Origin of the sequence: Streptomyces sp. NPDC052079 (assembly GCF_040680275.1) — a bacterium.
In the GTDB taxonomy this organism is placed as follows: domain Bacteria; phylum Actinomycetota; class Actinomycetes; order Streptomycetales; family Streptomycetaceae; genus Streptomyces.
In genome coordinates this window covers 24,973-45,745 of the sequence record NZ_JBFAWL010000019.1, presented here as the reverse complement: position 1 = coordinate 45,745, position 20,773 = coordinate 24,973, and the positions used below count along the sequence as shown (strand labels likewise).

Genomic DNA, 20,773 nt, shown 5'->3' with positions numbered 1-20,773 from the left:
GAATGCGGCGATGCCGATGTCTCGGCCGGGTCCGTGGCTCAAGCGTCGGCCACATCGGGCGGCACCGCAGGCGGGACCGGCGGCGGTTCCTTGCGGCAGAAGGCCCTGCGGAGGGCGTGGTAGGGCGCGGTGGGGTCAAAGAAGATCCTGTGCATGTTCGCGAGTTCCCGCTCGCGCACGGCCGCCAGTGGGGTGACGGCCTCCCGGCGCTCGCTTTCGGCCTTCTTCGCGACGAGCCGCGACTGCGCCGGGGAGGAGCCGGCCAGTCGCTGAGCCAGCCGGGTGACCTCGGAGGAGAAGCGGGCCGGAGCGCGTTCGATCACCTCGTCGACCAGGCCGATGTCCCGGGCCTGTCCGGCCCCGACCGGGAGGGCTTCCCGCATGAGCCGCTCCGCCGCCGCGGCTCCCACCCGCCGCGGCAGGCTGTAGGTCCAGTACTCGGAGCCGTACAGGCCCATGAGGCGGTAGTGCGGGTTGAGCACCGAGCCGGAACGGCACCACACCTCGTCCGCGGCCAGCGCCAGCATGACGCCCCCGGCTGCCGCGTTGCCGCCGACCGCGGCCACGACGAGCCGGTCGTTCGTGGTCAGGACGGCCTCGACCAGGTCGTTCATGGCGTTGATGTTGGACCAGGACTCCAGCGCCGGGTCCGCCGCCGCCTCGATGACATGGAGGTGGATGCCGTTGGAGAAGAAGTCGCGGCCGCCCCCGAGGACCAGCACGGACGTGGGCCGCTCGCAGGCCGCCCGGTACGCCTCCAGCAGCCGCCGGCAGTGGTCGGTGGACATCGCGCCGCCGGGGAAGGAGAACCACAGCGTTCCCACCGGGCCGTCCTCCCGGTACCGGATGTCCGACCAGGGGGCACCCTCCCCGGCGGGGCACAGCGGCGGCGTGGACAGCCGCGGCAGCCGCGGCAGCCGGTCGCCCAGGGCGAGCACGGCGGGCAGCTTGCAGGCACGCGGCGCGCCGGGACCGGTACGGGCCCGCAGTTCGGGCAGCCACACCGCGCCGTCGGCCGTGGCCCGGCAGACCGCGCCCGCCCGGGTCGCCAGCAGTTCGCCGGGGCGTCCGCGCAGCCGGTACTCGGGATGACCGCCGTGCAGGAACCATTCTCCGCCGAGCAGTTCGTCCAGGACACCGGGCTGCGAGTCGGCGGCGCGCAGCTTGCGCAGCACCGTCCCGGTCGGATCGTCGGCCCACGCGATGCGGCGGGTCTCCTGTCGCATCGGCGGGCGGGTGCGGGCGCCCGGCACGGCCGGCAGGGAGCTCTGCGCGGCGGGGGAGTGGCGGCCGGAGGCGAACCGTTCGACGGCGGTCAGTACGGCGTCCACGGCGGCGTCGGACAGTTCGTTGCGGTACAGATCGCTCTTGCCGGTCCGTGTCACGGGGAACGCCGCCGTGGCCCATACGGGCCCCGCGTCCATCTCCTCCTCGGCCTGGAGCACGGTGACGCCCCAGACGGTGGCGTCCTCGTGGATCGCCCAGTCCAGGGAGGACGGTCCCCGGTCGCCGACGGGCCCCGGGTGCACGATCAGACATGTCCGGGTCGTCCACACCTCGCGGGGGACGACCGTCTTGAGCATCGGCGCCACGACGAGCCGGGGATCGTGCCGGTCCACGGCGCGGACGACGTCACCGCTCGTGGGCGTCACCTCGACGGCGACGGCGTGCCCGCGGACCCGCAGTTCCGCGTGGACCCGCTGGGTGAGGCTGTTGTAGGCACTGGCGATGAGCAGGATGCGCATGGGCGACAGCCCTTCCGGGGTGCTGAGGCCGTCGGCGGGAGGCGGCCCGGCTGTCTGCGATGGTCGGGCATCCGGGGCCCGGAGCGTCGACACGAATCCCACTCATCACCCGTGCGAGTGATGGTTCCGACCACCTGCGAGGCGGTCAGGTGGTACAGATCCCGACTTCATCCGACATGCCCCGGATCCAGATGAGTGGGAGGCTTTTTGTGCCGGGGCACTGACGAAATGTGCTCCCTACGAGTGAACAGGTGGGCCGACACATGCCCGATGATCGCAAGTCGCCGAAGCCGTCGCGGGACCACGGGCCCAGTCGCCATGAGGGGACCGAACACCACGGCTGGTCGCCCGACGTCGACGAGACACGGCAGCAGGAGAACCCGAGCGCTCGCCGCTCCTTCCACACGGAGGAAAACGCGCCGTCACGGGGAGCGGGCCGCGAGCAAGCCGAGGAGGAACGCACGTCCGTCCCGGGCGACGTCGCAAGCAGCGAGACGCAGCGGGGCGAGGAGTACGCGGAGCGGAGCGAGGAGGGGAGGCAGGACACGGGACCCCGGGGCCGGTCCGCGCGCCCCAGCGGCACCAAGGACGACTCCGCCTTCACCGGGGTCGACCCCGACGACTCCGGACCCCGGCCCGGCTGACGGACGGGCAGCGCGGAAAGGCCCGGTGCGGACTGGTCCGCGTCACCGGCCGGGTCACTCCACGGGCCAGGTGTGGACCGGGGCGTTGAGGTGCATGTACTCGATGTACTGCTGTGTCATGCGCCGCAGCGCCTCATGGCGGCCGCAGTGCGCGGTGGCGTCGATGTGATGGAACATCTCCTTCTGCCACACCGCCCCGTTGCGGCCCGTCACACAGCGCTGCTCGATGACGCCGAGCAGCGGCTCCCGCCAGGCCTCGTCCATCCCTGAGCGCTCCAGACCGCGGTGCGCCAGGGGCAGCAGCCGCCGCAGCACGAGTTCGGCCGCCGGCACCTCACCCATGCCGGGCCAGTACAGCCGGGCGTCGATGCCGTACCGCGCCGCCGACCTGAGGTTGTCCTCGGCGGCCGAGAAGGACATCCGCGACCACACCGGCCGGTCCTCCTCCACCAGGGCACGGGTGAGCCCGTAGTAGAAGGCACCGTTGGCGAGGGTGTCCGCGACCGTCGGGCCGCCGGGCAGCACCCGGTTCTCCACCCGCACATGCGGCTTGTCGTGCGCCACGGCGTACACCGGCCGGTTCCAGCGGTAGATGGTGCCGTTGTGCAGGGTCAGCTCGCCGAGCTCCGGGATGTCGCCTCGGCTGAGCGTCTCCGTGGGGTCCTGGTCGTCGCACAGGGGCAGCAGGGCCGGGAAGTAGCGCAGGTTCTCCTCGAAGAGGTCGAAGACGCTGGTGATCCAGCGTTCGCCGAACCACACCCGGGGTCGTACGCCCTGCGCCTTGATCTCCTGCGGGCGGGTGTCGGTGGCCTGCTCGAACAGTGGGATACGCGTCTCGTGCCACAGTTCCTTGCCGAAGAGGAAGGGCGAGTTGGCCGCGAGCGCGACCTGGACCCCGGCGATGGCCTGCGCCGCGTTCCAGTAGTCGGCGAACTGTTCCGGGGAGACCTGGAGGTGGAACTGCGTGCTGGTGCACGCGGCCTCCGGCGTGATGGTGTCCGCGTAGGACCGCAGCCGGTCGATGCCGGTCACCTCGATATGCAGGTCCTCGCCGCGCGCCGCGAAGATCTGGTCGTTCAGCAGCCGGTAGCGCGGGTTCTCCGACAGCGCGCCCTCGCCGACGTCCTCCTGCCGCAGGGTGGGCAGGATGCCCGTCATGATCAGATGCGCGCCGATGGACGTGGCGCGGTGTTCCGCGTGGTTCAGCGCCGCGCGGATCTCCGATTCCCAGGCATCCGGGCCGCCCGCCGTGAGCCGCCGGGGGGCGATGTTGATCTCGAGGTTGAACCGGCCCAGTTCGGTGTCCCAGGCGGGGTCCGCGATGGCCTCCAGGACGTCGGTGTTGCGCATCGCGGGCTCGGCCCGGTCGTCGACCAGATTCAGTTCGATCTCCAGCCCCACCTGCGGGCGCTCGGCCTCGAAGCGCGACTCGCGCAGCATCTGCGCCAGCGCGTCAAGGCACTCCTGCATCTTGATCCGGTATCGGCGGCGATCCTCGCGGGTGAAGGTGAGCGCCGGGACGTCGCGTCCCATCGGTCCCTCCAGGGCTCTCGTCCTCGGAACCTGTCCACCCAAGCGTCGCACCGGCGGACGACTCCGACCACGTGAAGAGGTTCAGCCCTTCTCGCCGCCGGCGAGGAAGGCGGTCAGACTGTCGAGGAGCATGGTGCTGCCCTGCTCGGCCATGTCGCGTTCCTCCGCCGTGTCGTCGAGGCCGCGGCCTTCCCGGGGACGTCCATGCCGACCACCAGCAGGCGGTTCTCGTCGAGATCGAGGTAGGAGCCGGTCAGCGGGAACTCACCGCCGTCCGGGCTGACCATGGTGGCCTTCCCACCGGGCGGGTCGCATCTGTGGACGGGCGGGAGCGCGGAAAGTCATCGGCGCGACGAAGGTTCATTCCGTTGACAACAAGATGTTCATTCAGGAATCTTGCTCCCATGGCGCAGACCTCTGAACACCCCACCGACCCCTTCACACCGCCGAGTTCCGACGCGGTCCGCGAGCAACGGGCCCACGCCTCCTTGTTCCGCATCGTCGAACGGCACGCGGCCACCGACGGACAGCGCCGTCGCCAGACCCACCCCGGTGTGATCAGCCCGCACGAGGCGGTCCGGCTGGTGTCGTTCCTGCTCAGCGGCGCCGCGACGCTCGAGGACGGTGAACCGGAGGTGGACCGCGCGGACATCACGGCCGCGCTGAGCCTCGTACCGCGCGCCCGTGCCGAGATGGACGAACTGGAGGTCGGTCTCCTTCAGATGGCGCGGGGACGCGGCATGACCTGGCCGGAGATCGCCTTCGGCCTCGGCCTCGGCAGCCCCCAGGCCGCCCGACAACGCTACGAGCGGCTGACCGAACGCACCGACCCCGGCCCGGACTGACCACGGCCCGTCGCGTCGCCCACGGCGAGGGCAGCCTGCCGCCAGGCGGCGCCCGGTGGGCCACCGACGTGCCGACCGCCGTCCCGGACGGCAGGCGCACTGGGGCGCGCGTAGATGAGGACATGGCGTCCATGGCCACCCTTTCACTGTTTCAGCCCGTCCGGCGAAATCCAGCCCCTCCGGCGTTTGAGGAGCGGGGTCTGGGGCGGAGCCCCAGGTCGGGACGGGAAGGGGCGGCGGGGGCGAAATCATCCGGGCGGACCGACGTGCGCCGGGTACTCGGCTTCCCGCCGGCACGGGTCACCCGCGTGCCGGGGCCATGCGACGCATCGCCCGCCCGCGCCCTGGGTACCCGCCGTACCCTCGCGCGGATCCACCGCGCCGTCCCCGTACGGGAGGCCGACATGGCCGAGATCAGCCCCATCGACGTACAGAAGGCTCTCAAGGGCGCCGACTATCCCGCCAGCCGCGACGACCTCGTCAAACTGGCGAAGAAAAACGGTGCGGACGACACCCTCGTCCAGAAACTGGAGCACTCGGGGAGCAAGAAGTTCGACGGCCCCAACGACGTGCAGAAGGCCGTCTTCGACAACAAATGACGCCGAGGCGGGCCGCCCGCGCGGCCCACGCCCGTGCCGGTCGCGAAGGCGGCCCCGCCCCGCAGGCGCCCGCCACCCGCGCGCCCCAACCGAAAGGCGGTACCGGCCATGACCGAGTACGAGCGTTCACGCACGATGCCCGCACAGCCCGAGCATGTCTTCGATCAGGCGGCGAACATCGACCAGATGGCTGACTGGCTGCCCGAGGAGCTCCATGTGCGCGCCGACGAGCTGCCCGCCGTCATCGTGCACCACGCCCGGCGCGAGCAGGACACCTCCGCACTGCTGCGCGCCCAGCGCGACCAGATGCGGCTGGAATGGGGCACGCGTGAACGGGGCAGCTACGCCGGCTGGCTGCAGGTCGCGGGTATCGACAGCGGAGCGAGCGAGGTCACGGTGCACCTCTCCTTCTTCGAGAAGAGCCATGACCCGGGCGAACAGCGGGTGTGCGACGCCCTGGACTCTAGCCTGAGGCGCCTGGAGGAACAGGTACGGCTGCGCGTCGACACCGCGGCCGGCTGAACGTCCCTGCGGCCGGCCGTCGGGCTACCAGTGCGCGGGCCGCTCCAGCGCGGAAGGCAGCACGGTGGCGGCGTCGCCCCTGGCGGCGTTCACCTGCGCCTGGGTGAGGAACAGCGCCCCGGTGAGGTCGGCGCCGCAAAGGTCGGCGTCGCGCAGATCGGCCCCGATCAGGTCGGCGTCCCGCAGATCCGCGCCGCTGAGATCCGCGGCGACGAGCAGGGCACCGCGCAGACTGGCCCCCCTCAGATCGGCGCCGGACAGCCTGGCGCCCATGAGGTCGGCCCCGCGGTGGTTCTTCCTGCGGCCGGGGACATGGGCCCGGGCCAGCTCGCCGGCCCGCAGCAGCAGCACGTTGACCTCGCCACGCAGCGCGTTCACATCCAGTCCGGTCAGCGACTCGGCGCTGCCCCGGGTCAGGTCCTCGATCCGGGCCAGCGCCCGCCGCAGTTCCTTGTGGACGGGCCGGGCCGCCGGCAGGGCGAGGGCCTCGGTGATGTACCAGAGGAGCTCCTGCAGCTGCCGCATGACGGGGAAGACCTCGAACATGCCGCGCGCCGTCTCCGGCGCCCGCCGCCAGTCGGTGCCGCCGAAGGTGACCTGGGACACCTTCTGCCCGGCGCCGAAGCAGTCGAAGACGGTGCAGCCGGGGTACCCCTCGTCGCGCAGCCGCTCGTGGATGCCGCAGCGGAAGTCGGTCCGCAGGTGGGAGCACGGCCGCCCCGCGGGCTTGTCGGCGGCGAAGTCGGAGGAGCGGGCGAAGGGCAGTGCCACGCAGCACAGCCCGAAGCACGAGGAGCAGTCGGCCCGCAGGCCCTCGCTGTCCCCCGGGGAGGCGGGGGCTTCGTGCTGTGGCGACACCGTGTGCTCCAGTCGTGCGGTGAGCACCGCACACCGCGGTGCTCCGGACCGGGCCCATTCTCGCAGACGGCCGCCGCCGGCCCGGCCGTCACCTCGTGCGCGGATCCGCTCCGCCCGGCGACGCGGGCCCCGACACTGCGGCCCCCCGGCGCAGTTCGGCCCAGACCGTGCGTCCGGGCCGGCCCGGAACGTCGGTGACCGCCCAGTCGCTGCAGAGCGCGTCGACCAGGAGCAGCCCACGGCCGTTCTGGTCGTCGGGGCCCGGCCGGCGGAGTACGGGCCCTTCGAGGCCGCGGGCCTGGTCCTCGACCTCGATGCGGATCACGTCCGCCGTCAGGAGCAGCCAGAAGCGGATCCGGTCGCCGGCCGAGTGGGTGAGCGCGTTGGTCACCAGTTCCGAGGTCACGACGACAGCGTTGTCGCACAGGTCGTGACCGATGCCCCGTGCGGTCAGCAGCTCACGCACCCCGCGCCGGGCGGTGCGCACCGACGCCGGGGTGGTCGGCAGGTCGAACGCGCGCGTCTCACGAAGGGCGTGGGGCCCGGAGGCGAGACGGCCGGGGCCGTGCGGCTGGGGGAGTGGAGCCGATTGCCCGCCTCCGGGTGATCTGGGTGAGAGCTCGTTCCCGGCGTGGTACAGCTGCCTGGGTAAGGGGGGCCGAGCCATCTCCGTGGGCCTTTCGTGTGCCTGCGCGCGGGGGGACCGGCCCCACCTCGGCCGGGGGTCAACCGGCCGACTCCGTACGGCCGTTCAGCAGCCGCGGGGACGGTGCGGACACTCTGACACCTGTCAACGGCGGCCCGCAAGCGGCAAGTTGAAAATTGCAGCCGGGTGCGGGCATGCTGCTCCCGGCAGCGCCTGATCGAACGTGTCCAGGCGAGCGAACGCGTGAGACGGTGAGCCCGGAACACGATCTGAGGGGGCACGGCGTGACCGCGGAGACCGACTGGGGCGGTGTCCCTTCCGTCCTGCGCAGGATCCTCGGCAGACAACTCGAGGAGTTACGCGGCCGGGCCGGTCTCACCTACGAGGAGGCGGGCGCGGCCATCGGGGTCAGTCACTCCACGATCCGCCGGATGGAGGCCGCCAAGGTCGCCCGGCTCAGACTCGCGGACGCCGAGAAGCTGCTCCGCGTCTACGGGGTGAGGGACCAGCAGGAGATCGACACCTTCCTGAAGTCGGTCCGCGAGGCCAACAAACGGGGGTGGTGGCACACCTACCGCGATGTCATGCCGGACTGGTTCGCCGCGTACCTCAGCCTGGAACAGGCGGCCCTGCAGATCCGCGCCTACGAGAGCCAGATCGTGCACGGGCTGCTGCAGACCGAGGCCTACGCCCGCGCCCTGCTGAGCGCGGGCAACCCGCACGCCCCGGCCGAGGCGACCGAGCGCCGGATCGCCCTGCGGATGCGCCGGCAGGAGCTGCTGCGGCGCGAGGCCCCACCACGGGTGTGGGTGGTGATGGACGAGACGGTGCTCCGCTGGCCGGTCGGCGGCACGGACGTGATGCGTGCGCAGATCGACCACCTCATCGAGATCCAGCGCCTGCCCCAGGTGACGCTGCAGATCATGCCGTTCTCCAACGGCCCGCACCCGGCCGTGCGCGCCGGTGCCTTCCAGCTCTTCCGGTTCCGGGCGCGTGAACTGCCCGACGTCGTCTACCTCGACGGCCTGGTCGGCGCCGTCTATCTCGACAAGGGTGCCGACGTCGTGGTGTACCGGGAGGCGCTCGACCGGGTGAGTGCCCAGGCGACACCCGTGCCAAGAACCGAGGCCGTTCTCGAACGGATCCGCAAGGACCTCTGATCCACGGGGAGTTCCCGCAGGGGAACGCCCCCGGAACACCGCACACCCCGCCCGACGCAGCGCCCCTCACGACGTACGAAGGAGACCCGAGGTGCCCGAGAACGGATGGTCGGCCGACCGCATCGACACCGAGAACGCACACTCCGCGCGGATCTACGACTACATACTCGGCGGCAAGGACTACTACCCCGCCGACCAGGAGGCCGGCGACGCCATGGCCCGGGAGTGGCCGGCGCTCCCCGTCCATATGCGGGCCAACCGCGACTGGATGAACCGGGCAGTCCGCTGGCTCGTCGAGGAGGCGGGGATGCGCCAGTTCCTCGACATCGGGACCGGCATTCCCACCTCCCCGAACCTGCACGAGATCGCCCAGTCGGTGGACCCCGGGGCACGCGTGGTCTACGTCGACAACGACCCCATCGTGCTCACCCTCTCCCAGGGGCTCCTGGCCAGCACGCCCGAGGGCAGGACGTCGTACATCGAGGCCGACTTCCGCGACCCGGCGAGCATCCTGGACGCACCCGAACTGCGGGAGACCCTCGATCTGGACCGGCCGGTGGCCCTCACGGTCATCGCCATCGTCCACTTCGTCCTCGACGAGGACGACGCCGTCGGCATCGTCCGCCGGCTCCTCGAGCCGCTGCCGTCGGGCAGTTACCTGGCGATGACGATCGGCACGGCGGAGTTCGCCCCTCAGGAGGTGGGCCGGGTGGCCCGCGAGTACGCGGCCCGCAACATGCCGATGCGGCTGCGCACCATCGACGAGGCCCACGAGTTCTTCGAGGGCCTGGAGCTGGTGGACCCGGGCATCGTCCAGGTGCACAAGTGGCACCCGGACGGCACCGGCGAACAGGGCATCCGGGACGAGGACATCGCGATGTACGGAGCGGTCGCCCGCAAGCCCTAGCACGACGGCCGGGGCGCCGGCCGTCGCGTCAGCTCTTCACACGGCCGGGGTCAGCGGAGGGCGCGGGGGCGGTGCTGCTCGCTGAGGACCGCCGCCATCAGTTCGGGGTCGAGTACGGAGACATCGGCGAGCCGGGTCGAGGCGGTGAGGGAGTTCAGCAGGGCCTTGGTGACCCGCAGCGCCGGGGCCGGCCGCCGCAGGAGGGGCTTGACCCAGGCCGTGACGGCATCGTCCAGGGCGTCCCCGGGCACGACCTTCTGCAGGATCGACAGGGTATGGGCCTCGGCCGCGTCGAAGACCCGGCCGGTGAGGATGATGTCGCGGACGCGGGCCGCCCCGGCCTCGCTGATGAGGCGGGGGAGCAGACCGCCCCAGGCGGTCGGCAGGCCGAGGGCGAGTTCGGGCAGGCGGAAGACCGCGGTGTCGGCGCCGACCCGCAGGTCGCAGGCGAGGGCGAGGGCGACACCGGCGCCGATGGCCTTGCCATGGACGCGGGCGACGGTGACGGCGGGGTTGGCGGCGAGGGCGTCGCAGACGCGCCGGGCCCGCGTTCCGGAGGCGCGGATGCCGCCGCCGGCGGGGTCGTGGGCGAGGTGCTCGGCGAATTCGCCCCGGTCGCCGCCGAGGCAGAAGTCGTCCCCGGCGGCGCTGAGCACCAGCACCCGTACCGCCGGGTCCTGGTTGTCGAGGACGGTGAGAAGGTCGTCCAGCATGCTGTCGGTGACCGGGTTGCCCTGTTCAGGAACGTTCAGTTGGACGGTGAGGAGAGGACCCTGCCGGTGGACGCGCAGGGTCTTGAGTATCCGCTCGGCGGGGAGGGCGGGGACGTCGGTGAGCAGCGGGGCGTTCATGCGGTGACCTTCAGGGAGGTGATCCGGCGGAAGACGATCCGGGAGGTGTCGTAGGAGGGGGGCGCGGCGGGCCGCAGCGTGGGGAAGCGCTCCAGCACCTGGGCGAGCAGTTCGCGGGCCTCGAGCCGTCCGAGACCCGCTCCGAGGCAGTAGTGGGCGCCGCCGCCGAAGGTCAGGTGGCCGCCGCCGCGCCGGATGTCGAAGACGTGCGGATCGGGGTTGCGGCGGGGGTCGTGGGCGGCCGACCCGTACAGCACGTGGACGGTCGTGTCCTTGGCGACGGGCGTACCCGCGAGGACGGTGTCCTCGGCCGCGACACGGGAGTTGAGCCACACCGGCGGGTCGTAGCGCAGGGTCTCCTCGATCGCGTCGTCGATGTGCTGCGGGTTGCGGCGCAGCCAGTCCGCGCGGGAGGGCTCCCCGGTGAGCAGCCACACGATGTTGGTGAGCAGCACCGCGGTGGTCTCGAGCGAGGCGATGGTGATGAACATCGTCAGGTCGTACAGCACCCGGTCCGCGGCGGCCCGGTCGTCGGGGTACCGGGCGTCCCAGTAGTGGATCCAGCCGGTGAGGGCGTCGTCGCCGGGACTCTTCCGCCGCTGCCGGATCAGCTCGGTGAAGAAGGCCCGCATCTCGAGTGTCGCTCCGGCCGACACGGCCAGTTCGCTCTTGGTGGGCAGCAGTTCCTGGGCGTAGACCTGCCGGTGGGTGAAGTCCAGGATGTGCGCGAAGTGCTCCTCGGGGATGCCCAGCCAGTCACCGACGGTTCTCATGGGGAGCTGCTCGCTCACGGTCTCGACGAAGTCCGCCGCCCCGTCCGTGCGCAGCCGTTCCTCGAGGTCGTCCAGCAGCCCGGAGGCCAGGGCGGCGATCCGGGGGCGCAGCGTCTCCAGGGCGCCCCGGTCGAAGGGGTTGCCCAGGGCGCGTCGCTGGCAGGTGTGGGCGGGCGCGTTGAGGCGGATGAGGGTGTGGGTCATTTCCCGGGTGGCGGGGGCCTGCCAGCGGTCGGGGTCGGGCTGGCGGTCCTGCCAGGCGAAGTCCGGTACGAGCCAGTTCCTGCCGCGCAGGACCTGGCTGCACGCTGCGAACCCGGTGACGAAATAGCCGCCCCAGGGGGCGCGTACGACGTCCCCCAGGGCCCGCAACTCCTCCCAGACCGGCAGTGGGTTGGCCTGCCCTTCGCCCGAACGCAGGCGACGGAGGAGGGAGATGACGGCTCGGCGGTCGGTGGTGGTGCCGCGTATGTCGCCAACGGCGGTCACGCAGAGCTCCTTTGGCTGGGCGCTGTCGATCAATACCGCCGGAACCTACCCTTCCACCCTCCCTCGTCATGCGCCGCTGCGTGTTGCTCCTGTCACATGCAGTGCATCAGACCCGGAAGATGTCCAGGAAACTGCTCCAGAACCCCTTCTTGCGCGCCGGTTCCTGCCGGACCGGTGCGGACGCCGACGCCGGGAGCGGCCCCTGCGCACCCGGAGCCGCCGCCCGGTTGCGGACCGCGGCGGCCATCCGGGTGGCGGGCGTGGGACTGAACGTCACCGGAAGCGTGACCAGGGCCCGGTGGAACGGCCCCGGCCGCCACTCGAGGTCCTTCTCCGGCACCGCCAGCGTGAGGTCGGGCAGGGCGTTGAGCAGCCGCTCGATCGCGGTGGTCGCGATGACCTGCGCCGGGTCCTTGGCGGGACAGGCGTGCGGCCCGGCGCCCCACGCCAGATGGGCGCCCCTGCTGTGCGCACGGCGCGCCTCGGCGAGCGCGGGATCGCTGTTGGCGCCCGCGAAGGAGATCACGACCGGCGTGTTGGCCTCCGCCACATAGCCGCCCAGATCCACGTCCTGCACCGGGTAGTGGGTGGCGTAGTTGGCGATCGGCGTCTGGTTCCACAGCACGTGGTCGAGCGCCTCCTCGATCAGCATGCCGCTCTGCCGGCCGCCCGCGCCGGACAGCAGCAGCACCAGGGCGTTGCCGATGAGGTTGCGCTCGGGCTCCACGCCCGCGCCCATCAGCATCACCAGCTGGTCCTTGAGCTCCTCGTCGGTCAGCCCGGCCGGGTGCTGGATCAGCCATGAGGTGACGTCGTCGCCCGGCCGGCGCCGCTTGAGGGCGATCAGCTCCATGAGGCAGGCGGTGAGGTCCTCGTTGGCACGCAGCGCGTCCTTGCCGTCGAAGATCGCCGACATGGAGGTGGTGAGGGTGTCGCCGATGTCCGCCGGGCAGCCGAACAGCTTGTTGAACAGCAGCAGGGGCAGCAGTTTGGCGTAGTCGTTGAGCAGGTCGGCGCGGCCCCGCTCGCTGAAACCGTCCAGCAGGTAGTCGGCGATCGGCTCGACGTCGCGCCGGATCCGGGTGATGTTGAGCTGCGCCAGACTGTCGACCACGGCCTTGCGCAGCCGCAGGTGCACCGCACCGTCGGTGAACAGGCAGTTGGGCCGGTACGCCATCATCGGCAGCAGCGGGTTGTCCATCCCGATCCGGCCCTCGTTGAGCGCCGTCCAGCGGCGGGCGTCGCGGGCGAACAGCTCCGTGTTCTGCAGCACCCGCAGCGCCGTCTCGTGGCCGACGACCAGCGTGGCGTCGACGCCGGGGGAGAGCTCCACGGGGCCGGCCGGGGCGTGGGCGCGCAGCCGGTCGTAGACCTGCTGCGGGTCGGCGGCGAACGCCGTGTCGTGCATGGGGCATCTGCCGACGGTGGCGGCGGATGAGGTGTCAGGGTCCATGAGGTCTTCCTTAGTGATCCGGGAACCGCCGTTCCCGGTCCGGGCGGGCGCGCGGCGGTCAGGCCACGCGCTCGAGCAGGTGTCTCACCAGTGCGATCAGCGCCTTGGCGGAAGACTGCTGGTCGCGGGCGTCGCAGTAGACGACAGGAGTGTCCGGGAGGAGGTCCAGCGCCTCGCGCACCTCGGCCTCGCTGTAGGTGGCCGCGGGGTCGAAGCAGTTGACGGCGATGGCGTACTCCAGGCCGTACCCCTCGACGAGGTCGATGACGGGGAAGGTCTCCTCCAGCCGGGCCGGGTCGACCAGGAGCAACGCCCCGAGCGCACCGCGTGCCATGTCCTCCCACAGCTGCATGAAGCGCTGCTGGCCGGGGGTGCCGAACAGGTACAGCACCAGGTCGTCGCTCAGGGTGAGGCGGCCGAAGTCCAGGGCGACCGTGGTGGTGGTCTTGTCCGCGACCCCCCTCAGGTCGTCGATGTGGACGGACGCCTGGGTCATCTTCTCCTCGGTGCGCAGCGGAGTGATCTCCGACAGCGAGCCGATGAACGTCGTCTTGCCCACGGCGAAATGCCCGACGACCAGGATCTTTGCGGCGTTGGTCACCGCGCTGGAGACGTAGATGGATTTCTGCGCCGTCTCAGCCGATGAGGGATTGGAGTCCATTCAGAACCTTCTCGAGGGTCGCTCTGTCAACGTTCTGGGCCCGGGGCGGCTCGGCCCGGCGCAGCAGGTGCCCCTGTTCCGCTAAATCCGAGAGGAGCAGCCGGGCCACCCCGACGGGCAGGCCGAGGTGGCCCGCCACCTCGGCGACCGACAGGTAGCCGCCCGCGCACAGCTCCCAGATCGCCCGGACCTCGGGACCGGCCCCCAGCGGAAGCGTCCGGTCGGGAGCCAGGGTGACCAAGGTGTGCAGCGACAGTTCGTCCGAGGACGGCAGGCTCCGCCCGCCGGTGATGACATAGGAGCGGACGAAGTCACTGGTGACGGGTGCTTCCTCCCCGGGCGTCGTCATGCGCCGCCGCCGTGGTCGCGCGGCGCCACACTCATCGCCTTGCTCAGCGCCGTCACCGTCTTCTGCATACGGAACGACATGGCCTCCATGTCGACGTCCAGCGCCGCCGACACCGCCAGGTAGGCGCCCTGCCCCGCGGCGATCAGGAAGATCCAGCCGCCGTCGTACTCCAGCAGCGTCTGCTTCCAGATGCCGTGCCCGGCCCCCACGAAGCCGGCGACCGCCCGGCTGAGGGACTGCATGGAGCTCATCGCGGCGGCGTTGGTCTCCGCGTCGTCGCGTGAGATGTCGTCCGAACGCTGCAGCAGCAGGCCGTCACCCGAGACGAGGACCGCGTGGCGGGCTCCACGCACCTCGAGCACGTCGTTCAGCACCCACGACAGGTCGGTGTTCACTGGTGGTCAGGTCCTTCCGTGGTGTTCGTGTTCCGCCCGAGCTGGGTGCCGCGAGCGAACGCCCCGAGGCGCGACGCGGTCACCTCACCGGCCGACTCGGAGGTCTGCTCGTCGATGGCGGGCTCCGGGGCCGGCACCACCGAGATGGGTCCCTGACGCCGGCGGCGCTTGGGCAGCCCGCCGCTCGTCGTGCCCACCACGTGCGACGGGCCCACCGGGACGGGGGCCAGCCGATGCGGAGTGCCCTCCTGGGATGCGGCCGCGGGCTCCCGCTCCGGTTCGGCGGGGATGACGACCTCGGCCGCCAGGAGACTCTCCGGGACACGGATCACTGCGCGCACTCCGCCGTAGGGGGACACCGAACCGACGGAGACGGCGAAGCCGTACCGGGCGGCGAGCATGCCGCACACCGCGAACCCGAACCGCGGCGGGTCACCGAGACCGGTGATGTCGACCGGGCCGTCCGCGGACAGCAGGGCCCCCGCACGGTCCTTGGTCTCCTGGTCCATGCCCAGACCGGCGTCGTCCACGATGAAGCACACACCCGTCGGCACGGCCTGGATATTGACCTCGACCGGGGTACCCGGAGCGCTGTACGTGGTCGCGTTGTCCAGCAGCTCGGCCAGCACCACGGCCACCGGCTCGACCGCCTTGCTGGAGACGGCGACGCTGGCCTGGGCGTGAATGCTCACCCGGTTGAAGTCCTTGATGCGGCCCTGCGCGCTGCGGGCCACGTCGTAGACGGTCGCCACGCCCTCGCGCCGGCCCAGCCATCCGCCGCACAGCACCGAGATGCCCTTGGCCCGGCGGCTGAACTGGCTGCCGGTGTGGTCCACCGACATCAGGTCGGCGAGCACCTCGGTGTCGTTGCCGTACTTTTGCAGCAGCCCGTCCAGCAGCAGTTGCTGTTCCTCGGCGAGCGACTGCAGGGTGCCCATCGCCGACTTCAGTACGGCCTTGGTCGCCGACTCCGCGTCGGCGCGGACGTCCGCGAGGTCCCCGCGGTGCCGGCCTTCCATGGAGGCGATGTGCCCCTGGAGCTGGTCGATACGGCCCTGGGCCAGGCCCAGGTTCGTCTCGAGGTCACTCCTCGTTCTTCGGAGTGCCAGATTGGTTCTCCGCGCCCGCTGCACTGCGAAGACCGCAGCGACGAGCACCACAAGCAGGATCCACAGGAGCGGATCCTTGATCAAAGACGTCATGAGACTCTCTTCAAGTCGCGTCGCGTCGGGAGAGCGGGAAGCCCGCGGATCCGTGGGTCGCGTCCAGCCGTCGCACGGCGCGGATCCACGGGCGGACCAAAGCCTCAACTCCTCAGCGAGACGGGGCCTTAGAGACTGTCCCCCGTACGCGTTCATGACGCGCCGCCAGCCTACTGAAAGTCCGATGATCTTAACAGCTCTATGGCCGTAACACGCCTGTCCCGGTAGCCACTTGACTTCCCTCACGAGACCCACACACGCGGGCGTGAAGCGGGCAGGATGGTGACCCGTGAACGACCGCCACGGCCTCCTCCGGGCCCGACGCGACCGGGGGCGGAACAGGTGGCGGAACAGGGCCGACCGGCCCTGGCCATCCGGCCCCGGACCGGCGAGGATCCTTAAGTGGAACCTGTACGCGGAGAACGAGGAGCACGCGATGGCGGACGGCGAGCAGCCCGGCCCTGACGACCCGATCCGGGTCTTCCTGCTGGACGACCACGAGGTGGTCCGGCGCGGGGTGCATGACCTGCTGAACGACGAGCCGGACATCACGGTGGTCGGCGAGGCCGCAACCGCGGAGCAGGCCCTCGTGCGCGTCCCCGCCCTGCGCCCCCAGGTCGCGGTCCTCGACGTCCGGCTGCCCGACGGGGACGGCGTGAGCGTGTGCCGCGAGCTCCGCTCGGGCATGCCCGACCTGGCCTGTCTGATGCTGACCTCGTTCGACGACGAGGAGGCTCTGCTGGACTCCATCATGGCCGGGGCCTCCGGATACGTGCTCAAGCAGATCCGGGGCTCCGATCTGGTGACGGCCGTCCGGACGGTCGCGCGGGGCCAGTCGCTGCTCGACCCCAGCGCCACCACCAAGCTGATGGCCCGGCTGCGCGGCGGACAGCAGAAGGAGCAGGAGCGGCCGGACGTGCTGCCGGGGCTGACCGAACGGGAGCGGGAGATCCTCGAGCTGATCGGCGAGGGACTCACCAACCGGCAGATCGGCCAGCGTCTGTACCTGGCCGAGAAGACGGTGAAGAACCACATCTCCCGCCTGCTCGCCAAGCTCGGCGTGGAACGCCGCATCCAGGCCGCCGTAATCGCCACGGAGGCCCGCGACCGCCTGAGGCACGACGGCCACTAACCGGCCACGGGCCACGGCGGGCGGCTTCCTGTGCCGGTGCGGGGCTCCCGCCGCATCGGTGCGTCGTGACCGGGCCCGGCCGTGCGGTCCCGGCCGTCGCGGATGACAGGGGCCGGCCGGCCCGCAGCACAGGAGTGCCGGACGGGTGATGGTGCACCGCCCGCACCCGCGTCGCCGGTACGGCCGGGGACGCTCGCCCGACCGCACCTCACCGGCGCCGCTGCGGCCCGGCCCTACTGTGAGATCCGGAGCGAGGGACCAACGGCCCAACGGTTCCGGACCGGTCGGCCGCTGCGCGACCCGGCCCGGACCCGGCAGGCTGACACCGACCACCCGGAGTGTCCCGTGTACCACCGTAAGCAGCATGCGGGCGGCCCATTCCCCCGCCGATCCCCGTTCACGGATGCTGCGCACGGCCGGGGCCGGTCACCGTTCGGGCGCCCGGTCAGCAGCGACTCCCGGGCGGCCGGACGCAGGCCGCTGTGAGCGTCTGACAGCAGTGGACACCGTAGGACTGTGGTCCCCCCGGCGGCTGCTCGCCCCGGAGGCAAAGACGCGCCCGCAGTACCGGTGCGGTGTTGGGGGCCTCGGGGGCTTCGGCGCCCGGGCGGCGGCCTTGCGCTCCTTGCGCGTACCGCGACGGCGGCGCTCCACCGTCCGTGTGGTCGCGAAGAGCACCCAGGAGCTCACCGTCGAGGCGGGACCAGGTTCGGGATGCTCACCGGCGCGCTTCCTGCCGGTGCAGCTGGATACAGGGGCCGCCATGGCCTGGCACAAGGGCGTCACCTGGGCGTCCCCGGCCGAACCCGGATACGGCCGCACCCTGGTGGTCAAGCTCGGCCTGTTCGCCCACCGACGTGGCCCGGGCCCTCGCTGTCGTCTCCCGGGAGTCGTCCTCCTCGCCCCCGGCCCTGCCGGCCAACATGAGGGCCCGCTCGGCGCCCGGTGAGGGGCCGGGTGGCCCTCGTCAAGCGGGCGGCGGTGACGGAAGGTGGATATCAAGGGCAGTCCCCTCCATACCGGAGGTTCCCGGACAGCGAGGAGCCACGATGCACACCGACAAGATCGACGCCCTCGTGCTGGAGACGCTGCTGGCCGCGGCGGTGGCGGCGCCGTCGATCCACAACACACAGCCCTGGCGCTTCGGTTTCGACCTGGGCACCCGGGCCGTCACGGTCCACGCCGACCGCAGCCGCTCCCTGCCCCTGGCCGACCCGGTCGGGCGTGCCCTGCACCTGTCCGCCGGCTCCGCGGTGTTCAACCTGCGGGTCGCCGCGGCGCACCTCGGCTGGGAGCCCGTCGCGCATCTGCTGCCGGACCCCCGCGAACCCGACCTGCTCGCCACTGTGCAGCTGACCGTCCCCGCCGCCACCGCGCCGGACTACCGCACGCTGTACGCGGCCGTGGCCCGGCGCCACTCCAGCCGGATGCCGTTCAGCGGCCGCCCGGTGCCCGAGCGGGTCGTCGCCGACATGGCCGACGCCGCACGGACCGAGGGCGCACACCTGTATGTACCCGACGTCCTCCAGACGCGCCGCCTGCTGCGGGTGACGTCGGCGGCCGAACGGCGCAACACCACGGACCGGGAACGCACCGCCGAAAGCCGCGCGTGGATCGCCCCGCCCGGATCCAGCTCCTACGGCATCCCGTACACCACCTCCCGCCCGCTCGACGCCGCCGGGCGCATGCCGATGCGCGACTTCACCGGCCGGCCCCCCGTGCCCGGGCGACCGCGGCTGCGGTTCGAACGGCACGCCCAGGTCGCCCTGTTGTGGACCGTCGGCGACCGGCCACGTGACTGGCTGCAGGCGGGCCAGGCACTGGAACGCGTGCTGCTGGTCGCCACCGCGCACGGCGTGCGGACCTCGCTGCTCCACCAGGCCATGGAATGGCCGGACCTGCGGGAGGCGATGCGGGTCCCCGCGGCGAAGTTGTGCCGCCCGCAGATGCTGATCCGCTTCGGGTACGGCCCTGAGGCGAAGGGCGCGGGCACCCCTCGGGCAGCGGCCCGTCCGGCCGACCGTCCCGTGTCCCGCGCCGTTCGGACCCCGCGACCGGGACCGCGGGACCCCGGCTCGGAGGACTGACGGCCCACAGCGGCACCGCGCCCCCCGGCCGACAGTGGCAGTGGGACGCCGGCACAGAGCCCGGGCACCCGCGGCCCGACGCGATACGGGCCGCACCGCGAACAGGGAGGACGGGCGGCATGCTGCAGCCGTCGGGCACGCCGAATCGAGCACCAGGACAAGGTGCGGCCGTGAGCCCAACGGCCTGGCTGATGCTGGCCCTGGCCACGGCAGGGTTCGCCCTGAACTTCTGGGCCTGGGCACTGCTCAGCCCCCTCGCCCCCCCGGCTCCAGGACTCCCTGGGGCTGTCGTCGTTCCAGCAGTCGCTGCTGGTGGCCGTGCCGGTCATCGTGGGCTCCCTGGGCCGCATCCCGGTCGGCGCCCTCACCGACCGGTTCGGCGGACGGGTCATGTTCCCGCTGGTCTCCGCGGCCAGCATCGTGCCGGTGCTCTTCCTGGGCCTGGCAGGGCACTCGTCCTTCGCCGCGCTGCTGGCCGGCGGCTTCTTCCTCGGCATCGGCGGCACCGCCTTCGCCGTCGGCGTGCCGTTCGTCAGCGCCTGGTTCCCGCCCGAACGGCGGGGCCTGGCCATCGGCGTCTTCGGAGCCGGTATGGGCGGCACCGCGATCAGCGCCCTCACCACGGTGAAGCTGGTCGACGCGGGCGGCATGGCCAACCCCTTCCTGATCACCGCGGGGGTGCTCGCCGTCTACGCGGTGCTCGCGGCCCTCGTGCTACGTGACGCCCCCGGGCGCACCGTGCCGACCGAGCCGCTGGGCCGCCGCCTGACCGCCACCTTCGCCCTGGGGGTCACCTGGCAGGCCTCCGCCCTGTACGCGGTGGCCTTCGGCGGCTACGTCGCTTTCTCGGTCTACCTGCCCACCTACCTCCGGACGGGCTACGGGCTCACCCAGGCCGACGCGGCCAACCGCATGGCGGGGTTCGTGCTGCTGGCCGTGGCCATGCGGCCGGTGGGCGGCTGGCTGTCGGACCGCGTCGGCCCGGTGCGGGTGCTGAACGGTTCACTGGCCCTGGTGGTCGCCGGAGCGCTCTCGCAGTCGTTCACCCCGGCCCTGGCGCCCCTGGGCACCCTCGCGTTCCTGGTCATGGCCGCGGCGCTCGGCGCGGGCAGCGGCGCCGTCTTCGCCCTGGTGGCCCTGCTGGCCCCGGCGAACAAGGTCGGATCGGTCACCGGCGTCGTCGGCGCGGCGGGCGGCCTCGGCGGCTTCCTGCCCCCGCTCGTGATGGGCGCCCTCTACGGCTCCTACGGCTCCTACGCCTGGGGCCTGGTCCTGCTGGCCCTGGTGGCCGCGGCCGCACTGGCCTACACCGGGACCGCCGTCCGCCGCGGGACCGACCACCGCGTCCCCGCCGCCCAGCTCCGCTGACCGCCCCAGCCCGCCGAGGAGGCACACCATGTGCGAGTACTGCGGCTGCCAGTCGCTCACCGCGATCGACGAGCTCACCCGCGAGCACGACGCGGTGGTCCACCTGATCAGCCACGTCCGCGACGCCCACCGCGACGGCGACGTCGACCGGATGGCCGAACCGGCCCGCCGGATCGGCGGCGTGCTGGAGCCGCACACCGAGGTGGAGGAGCACGGGCTGTTCCCCGCGCTCGCCGACGAGTTCCCCGAGCAGCTGGCGGCCCTCGAGGAGGAACACCGCCGTATCGAGGTCGTACTGGCGGAGGCCGGGGCGGGCGCACCGCCGGATGCCACCTGGCCGACCGGCTGATCCGGACGCTCGACCTGCTGCGGTTGCACATCCTCAGGGAACAGGACGGTGTCTTCCCCGCCGCGCTCGCGGCGCTGTCCACCGAGCAGTGGGAGGCGGTCGAGGCGGTGCGTGCCCGAGCCGGCACCCGTATGGAGCAGCCGGCGGGCTGAGACCGGGACCGGGCCCGACCGGCCCGGTTCGCCTCACGGCCGAAGTGAAACGA

At 72.0% G+C, this 20,773-nt stretch carries 22 protein-coding genes and 2 pseudogenes; 12 read left to right on the top strand and 12 right to left on the bottom strand.

What is annotated here, in order from left to right; genetic code table 11:
• Positions 1-38 precede the first annotated feature (38 nt).
• Entirely contained in the window at positions 39-1,745 is a 1,707-nt protein-coding gene (locus tag AB0L56_RS24285; RefSeq protein WP_365426298.1) for a hydrogenase maturation protein, read from the bottom strand.
• Between the two features lie 263 nt (positions 1,746-2,008).
• On the opposite strand from AB0L56_RS24285, the gene AB0L56_RS24280 reads away from it, so the two are divergent.
• Positions 2,009-2,389: a hypothetical protein gene (locus AB0L56_RS24280; protein WP_361033676.1), complete on the top strand. Its 381-nt coding sequence runs from the start codon at positions 2,009-2,011 to the stop codon at positions 2,387-2,389.
• Between the two features lie 54 nt (positions 2,390-2,443).
• Here the strand turns inward: AB0L56_RS24280 and AB0L56_RS24275 are convergent, their stop codons facing one another.
• Positions 2,444-3,922: a glutamate-cysteine ligase family protein gene (locus AB0L56_RS24275; RefSeq protein ID WP_365426295.1), complete on the bottom strand. Its 1,479-nt coding sequence runs from the start codon at positions 3,920-3,922 to the stop codon at positions 2,444-2,446.
• 81 nt (positions 3,923-4,003) lie between these two features.
• A pseudogene (locus tag AB0L56_RS24270) lies at positions 4,004-4,227 on the bottom strand (SRPBCC domain-containing protein); the annotation flags it as partial.
• 99 nt (positions 4,228-4,326) lie between these two features.
• Between AB0L56_RS24270 and AB0L56_RS24265 the strand changes: the two are divergent.
• From AB0L56_RS24265 to AB0L56_RS24255, 3 genes are all read left to right on the top strand, one after another.
• Positions 4,327-4,767, top strand: a complete 441-nt coding sequence (locus tag AB0L56_RS24265; RefSeq protein ID WP_365426292.1) for a DNA-binding protein — start codon at positions 4,327-4,329, stop codon at positions 4,765-4,767.
• Between the two features lie 404 nt (positions 4,768-5,171).
• On the top strand, positions 5,172-5,366 hold the full coding sequence (locus tag AB0L56_RS24260; RefSeq protein ID WP_361033685.1) for a DUF2795 domain-containing protein: 195 nt from the start codon (positions 5,172-5,174) through the stop codon (positions 5,364-5,366).
• Between the two features lie 108 nt (positions 5,367-5,474).
• Positions 5,475-5,888 carry an SRPBCC family protein gene (locus tag AB0L56_RS24255; RefSeq protein ID WP_365426289.1) on the top strand — a complete coding sequence of 138 codons (414 nt, stop codon included), beginning with the start codon at positions 5,475-5,477 and terminating at the stop codon, positions 5,886-5,888.
• Positions 5,889-5,912: 24 nt separating this feature from the next.
• On the opposite strand, the gene AB0L56_RS24250 is transcribed toward AB0L56_RS24255, so the two are convergent.
• The gene (locus AB0L56_RS24250) at positions 5,913-6,746 is read right to left on the bottom strand and encodes a pentapeptide repeat-containing protein (protein WP_365426287.1); all 834 of its coding nucleotides are present in this window, start codon (positions 6,744-6,746) and stop codon (positions 5,913-5,915) included.
• A gap of 88 nt (positions 6,747-6,834) precedes the next feature.
• Positions 6,835-7,413, bottom strand: a complete 579-nt coding sequence (locus AB0L56_RS24245) for an ATP-binding protein (protein WP_365426284.1) — start codon at positions 7,411-7,413, stop codon at positions 6,835-6,837.
• A gap of 263 nt (positions 7,414-7,676) precedes the next feature.
• On the opposite strand from AB0L56_RS24245, the gene AB0L56_RS24240 reads away from it, so the two are divergent.
• Positions 7,677-8,552 (top strand): helix-turn-helix transcriptional regulator, encoded by an 876-nt coding sequence (locus AB0L56_RS24240; protein WP_365426281.1) that lies wholly within the window; start codon positions 7,677-7,679, stop codon positions 8,550-8,552.
• Between the two features lie 91 nt (positions 8,553-8,643).
• Positions 8,644-9,459 carry an SAM-dependent methyltransferase gene (locus AB0L56_RS24235; RefSeq protein WP_361033699.1) on the top strand — a complete coding sequence of 272 codons (816 nt, stop codon included), beginning with the start codon at positions 8,644-8,646 and terminating at the stop codon, positions 9,457-9,459.
• A 50-nt stretch (positions 9,460-9,509) separates the two neighbouring features.
• On the opposite strand, the gene AB0L56_RS24230 is transcribed toward AB0L56_RS24235, so the two are convergent.
• From AB0L56_RS24230 to AB0L56_RS24200, 7 genes are all read right to left on the bottom strand, one after another.
• Entirely contained in the window at positions 9,510-10,310 is an 801-nt protein-coding gene (locus tag AB0L56_RS24230; protein WP_365426277.1) for an enoyl-CoA hydratase/isomerase family protein, read from the bottom strand.
• Positions 10,307-11,572, bottom strand: a complete 1,266-nt coding sequence (locus tag AB0L56_RS24225) for a cytochrome P450 (protein WP_361033705.1) — start codon at positions 11,570-11,572, stop codon at positions 10,307-10,309. The genes AB0L56_RS24230 and AB0L56_RS24225 overlap by 4 nt, the downstream gene beginning before the upstream one ends.
• Positions 11,573-11,678: 106 nt before the next feature.
• Complete coding sequence (locus AB0L56_RS24220; protein ID WP_365426472.1) at positions 11,679-12,980, bottom strand: cytochrome P450; 1,302 nt, start codon at positions 12,978-12,980, stop codon at positions 11,679-11,681.
• Positions 12,981-13,083: 103 nt separating this feature from the next.
• Entirely contained in the window at positions 13,084-13,686 is a 603-nt protein-coding gene (locus AB0L56_RS24215) for an ATP/GTP-binding protein (protein ID WP_190162971.1), read from the bottom strand.
• The gene (locus tag AB0L56_RS24210; RefSeq protein WP_361033709.1) at positions 13,661-14,035 is read right to left on the bottom strand and encodes a DUF742 domain-containing protein; all 375 of its coding nucleotides are present in this window, start codon (positions 14,033-14,035) and stop codon (positions 13,661-13,663) included. Before AB0L56_RS24210 ends, AB0L56_RS24215 begins: the two co-directional genes overlap by 26 nt.
• Positions 14,032-14,430 carry a roadblock/LC7 domain-containing protein gene (locus AB0L56_RS24205; protein WP_361033712.1) on the bottom strand — a complete coding sequence of 133 codons (399 nt, stop codon included), beginning with the start codon at positions 14,428-14,430 and terminating at the stop codon, positions 14,032-14,034. The genes AB0L56_RS24210 and AB0L56_RS24205 overlap by 4 nt, the downstream gene beginning before the upstream one ends.
• Positions 14,427-15,632 carry an ATP-binding protein gene (locus AB0L56_RS24200; RefSeq protein ID WP_361033715.1) on the bottom strand — a complete coding sequence of 402 codons (1,206 nt, stop codon included), beginning with the start codon at positions 15,630-15,632 and terminating at the stop codon, positions 14,427-14,429. The genes AB0L56_RS24205 and AB0L56_RS24200 overlap by 4 nt, the downstream gene beginning before the upstream one ends.
• Before the next feature lie 436 nt (positions 15,633-16,068).
• Here AB0L56_RS24200 and AB0L56_RS24195 point away from each other — a divergent pair, with 436 nt between their 5' ends.
• The 6 genes and pseudogenes from AB0L56_RS24195 to AB0L56_RS24170 all read left to right on the top strand — a co-directional run bounded on the left by AB0L56_RS24195 (position 16,069) and on the right by AB0L56_RS24170 (position 20,720).
• Positions 16,069-16,764 carry a response regulator transcription factor gene (locus tag AB0L56_RS24195; protein ID WP_365426271.1) on the top strand — a complete coding sequence of 232 codons (696 nt, stop codon included), beginning with the start codon at positions 16,069-16,071 and terminating at the stop codon, positions 16,762-16,764.
• A 661-nt stretch (positions 16,765-17,425) separates the two neighbouring features.
• Positions 17,426-17,713, top strand: coding sequence for a hypothetical protein (locus AB0L56_RS24190; RefSeq protein WP_365426268.1), 288 nt, complete (start codon positions 17,426-17,428; stop codon positions 17,711-17,713).
• A 100-nt stretch (positions 17,714-17,813) separates the two neighbouring features.
• Positions 17,814-18,851 carry a nitroreductase family protein gene (locus tag AB0L56_RS24185; protein ID WP_365426265.1) on the top strand — a complete coding sequence of 346 codons (1,038 nt, stop codon included), beginning with the start codon at positions 17,814-17,816 and terminating at the stop codon, positions 18,849-18,851.
• 119 nt (positions 18,852-18,970) lie between these two features.
• A pseudogene (locus AB0L56_RS24180) lies at positions 18,971-20,219 on the top strand (NarK/NasA family nitrate transporter).
• 28 nt (positions 20,220-20,247) lie between these two features.
• Positions 20,248-20,568, top strand: a complete 321-nt coding sequence (locus AB0L56_RS24175; protein WP_365426262.1) for a hemerythrin domain-containing protein — start codon at positions 20,248-20,250, stop codon at positions 20,566-20,568.
• A gap of 23 nt (positions 20,569-20,591) precedes the next feature.
• Positions 20,592-20,720 carry a hypothetical protein gene (locus AB0L56_RS24170; RefSeq protein ID WP_365426259.1) on the top strand — a complete coding sequence of 43 codons (129 nt, stop codon included), beginning with the start codon at positions 20,592-20,594 and terminating at the stop codon, positions 20,718-20,720.
• The last annotated feature ends 53 nt before the right edge of the window (positions 20,721-20,773 follow it).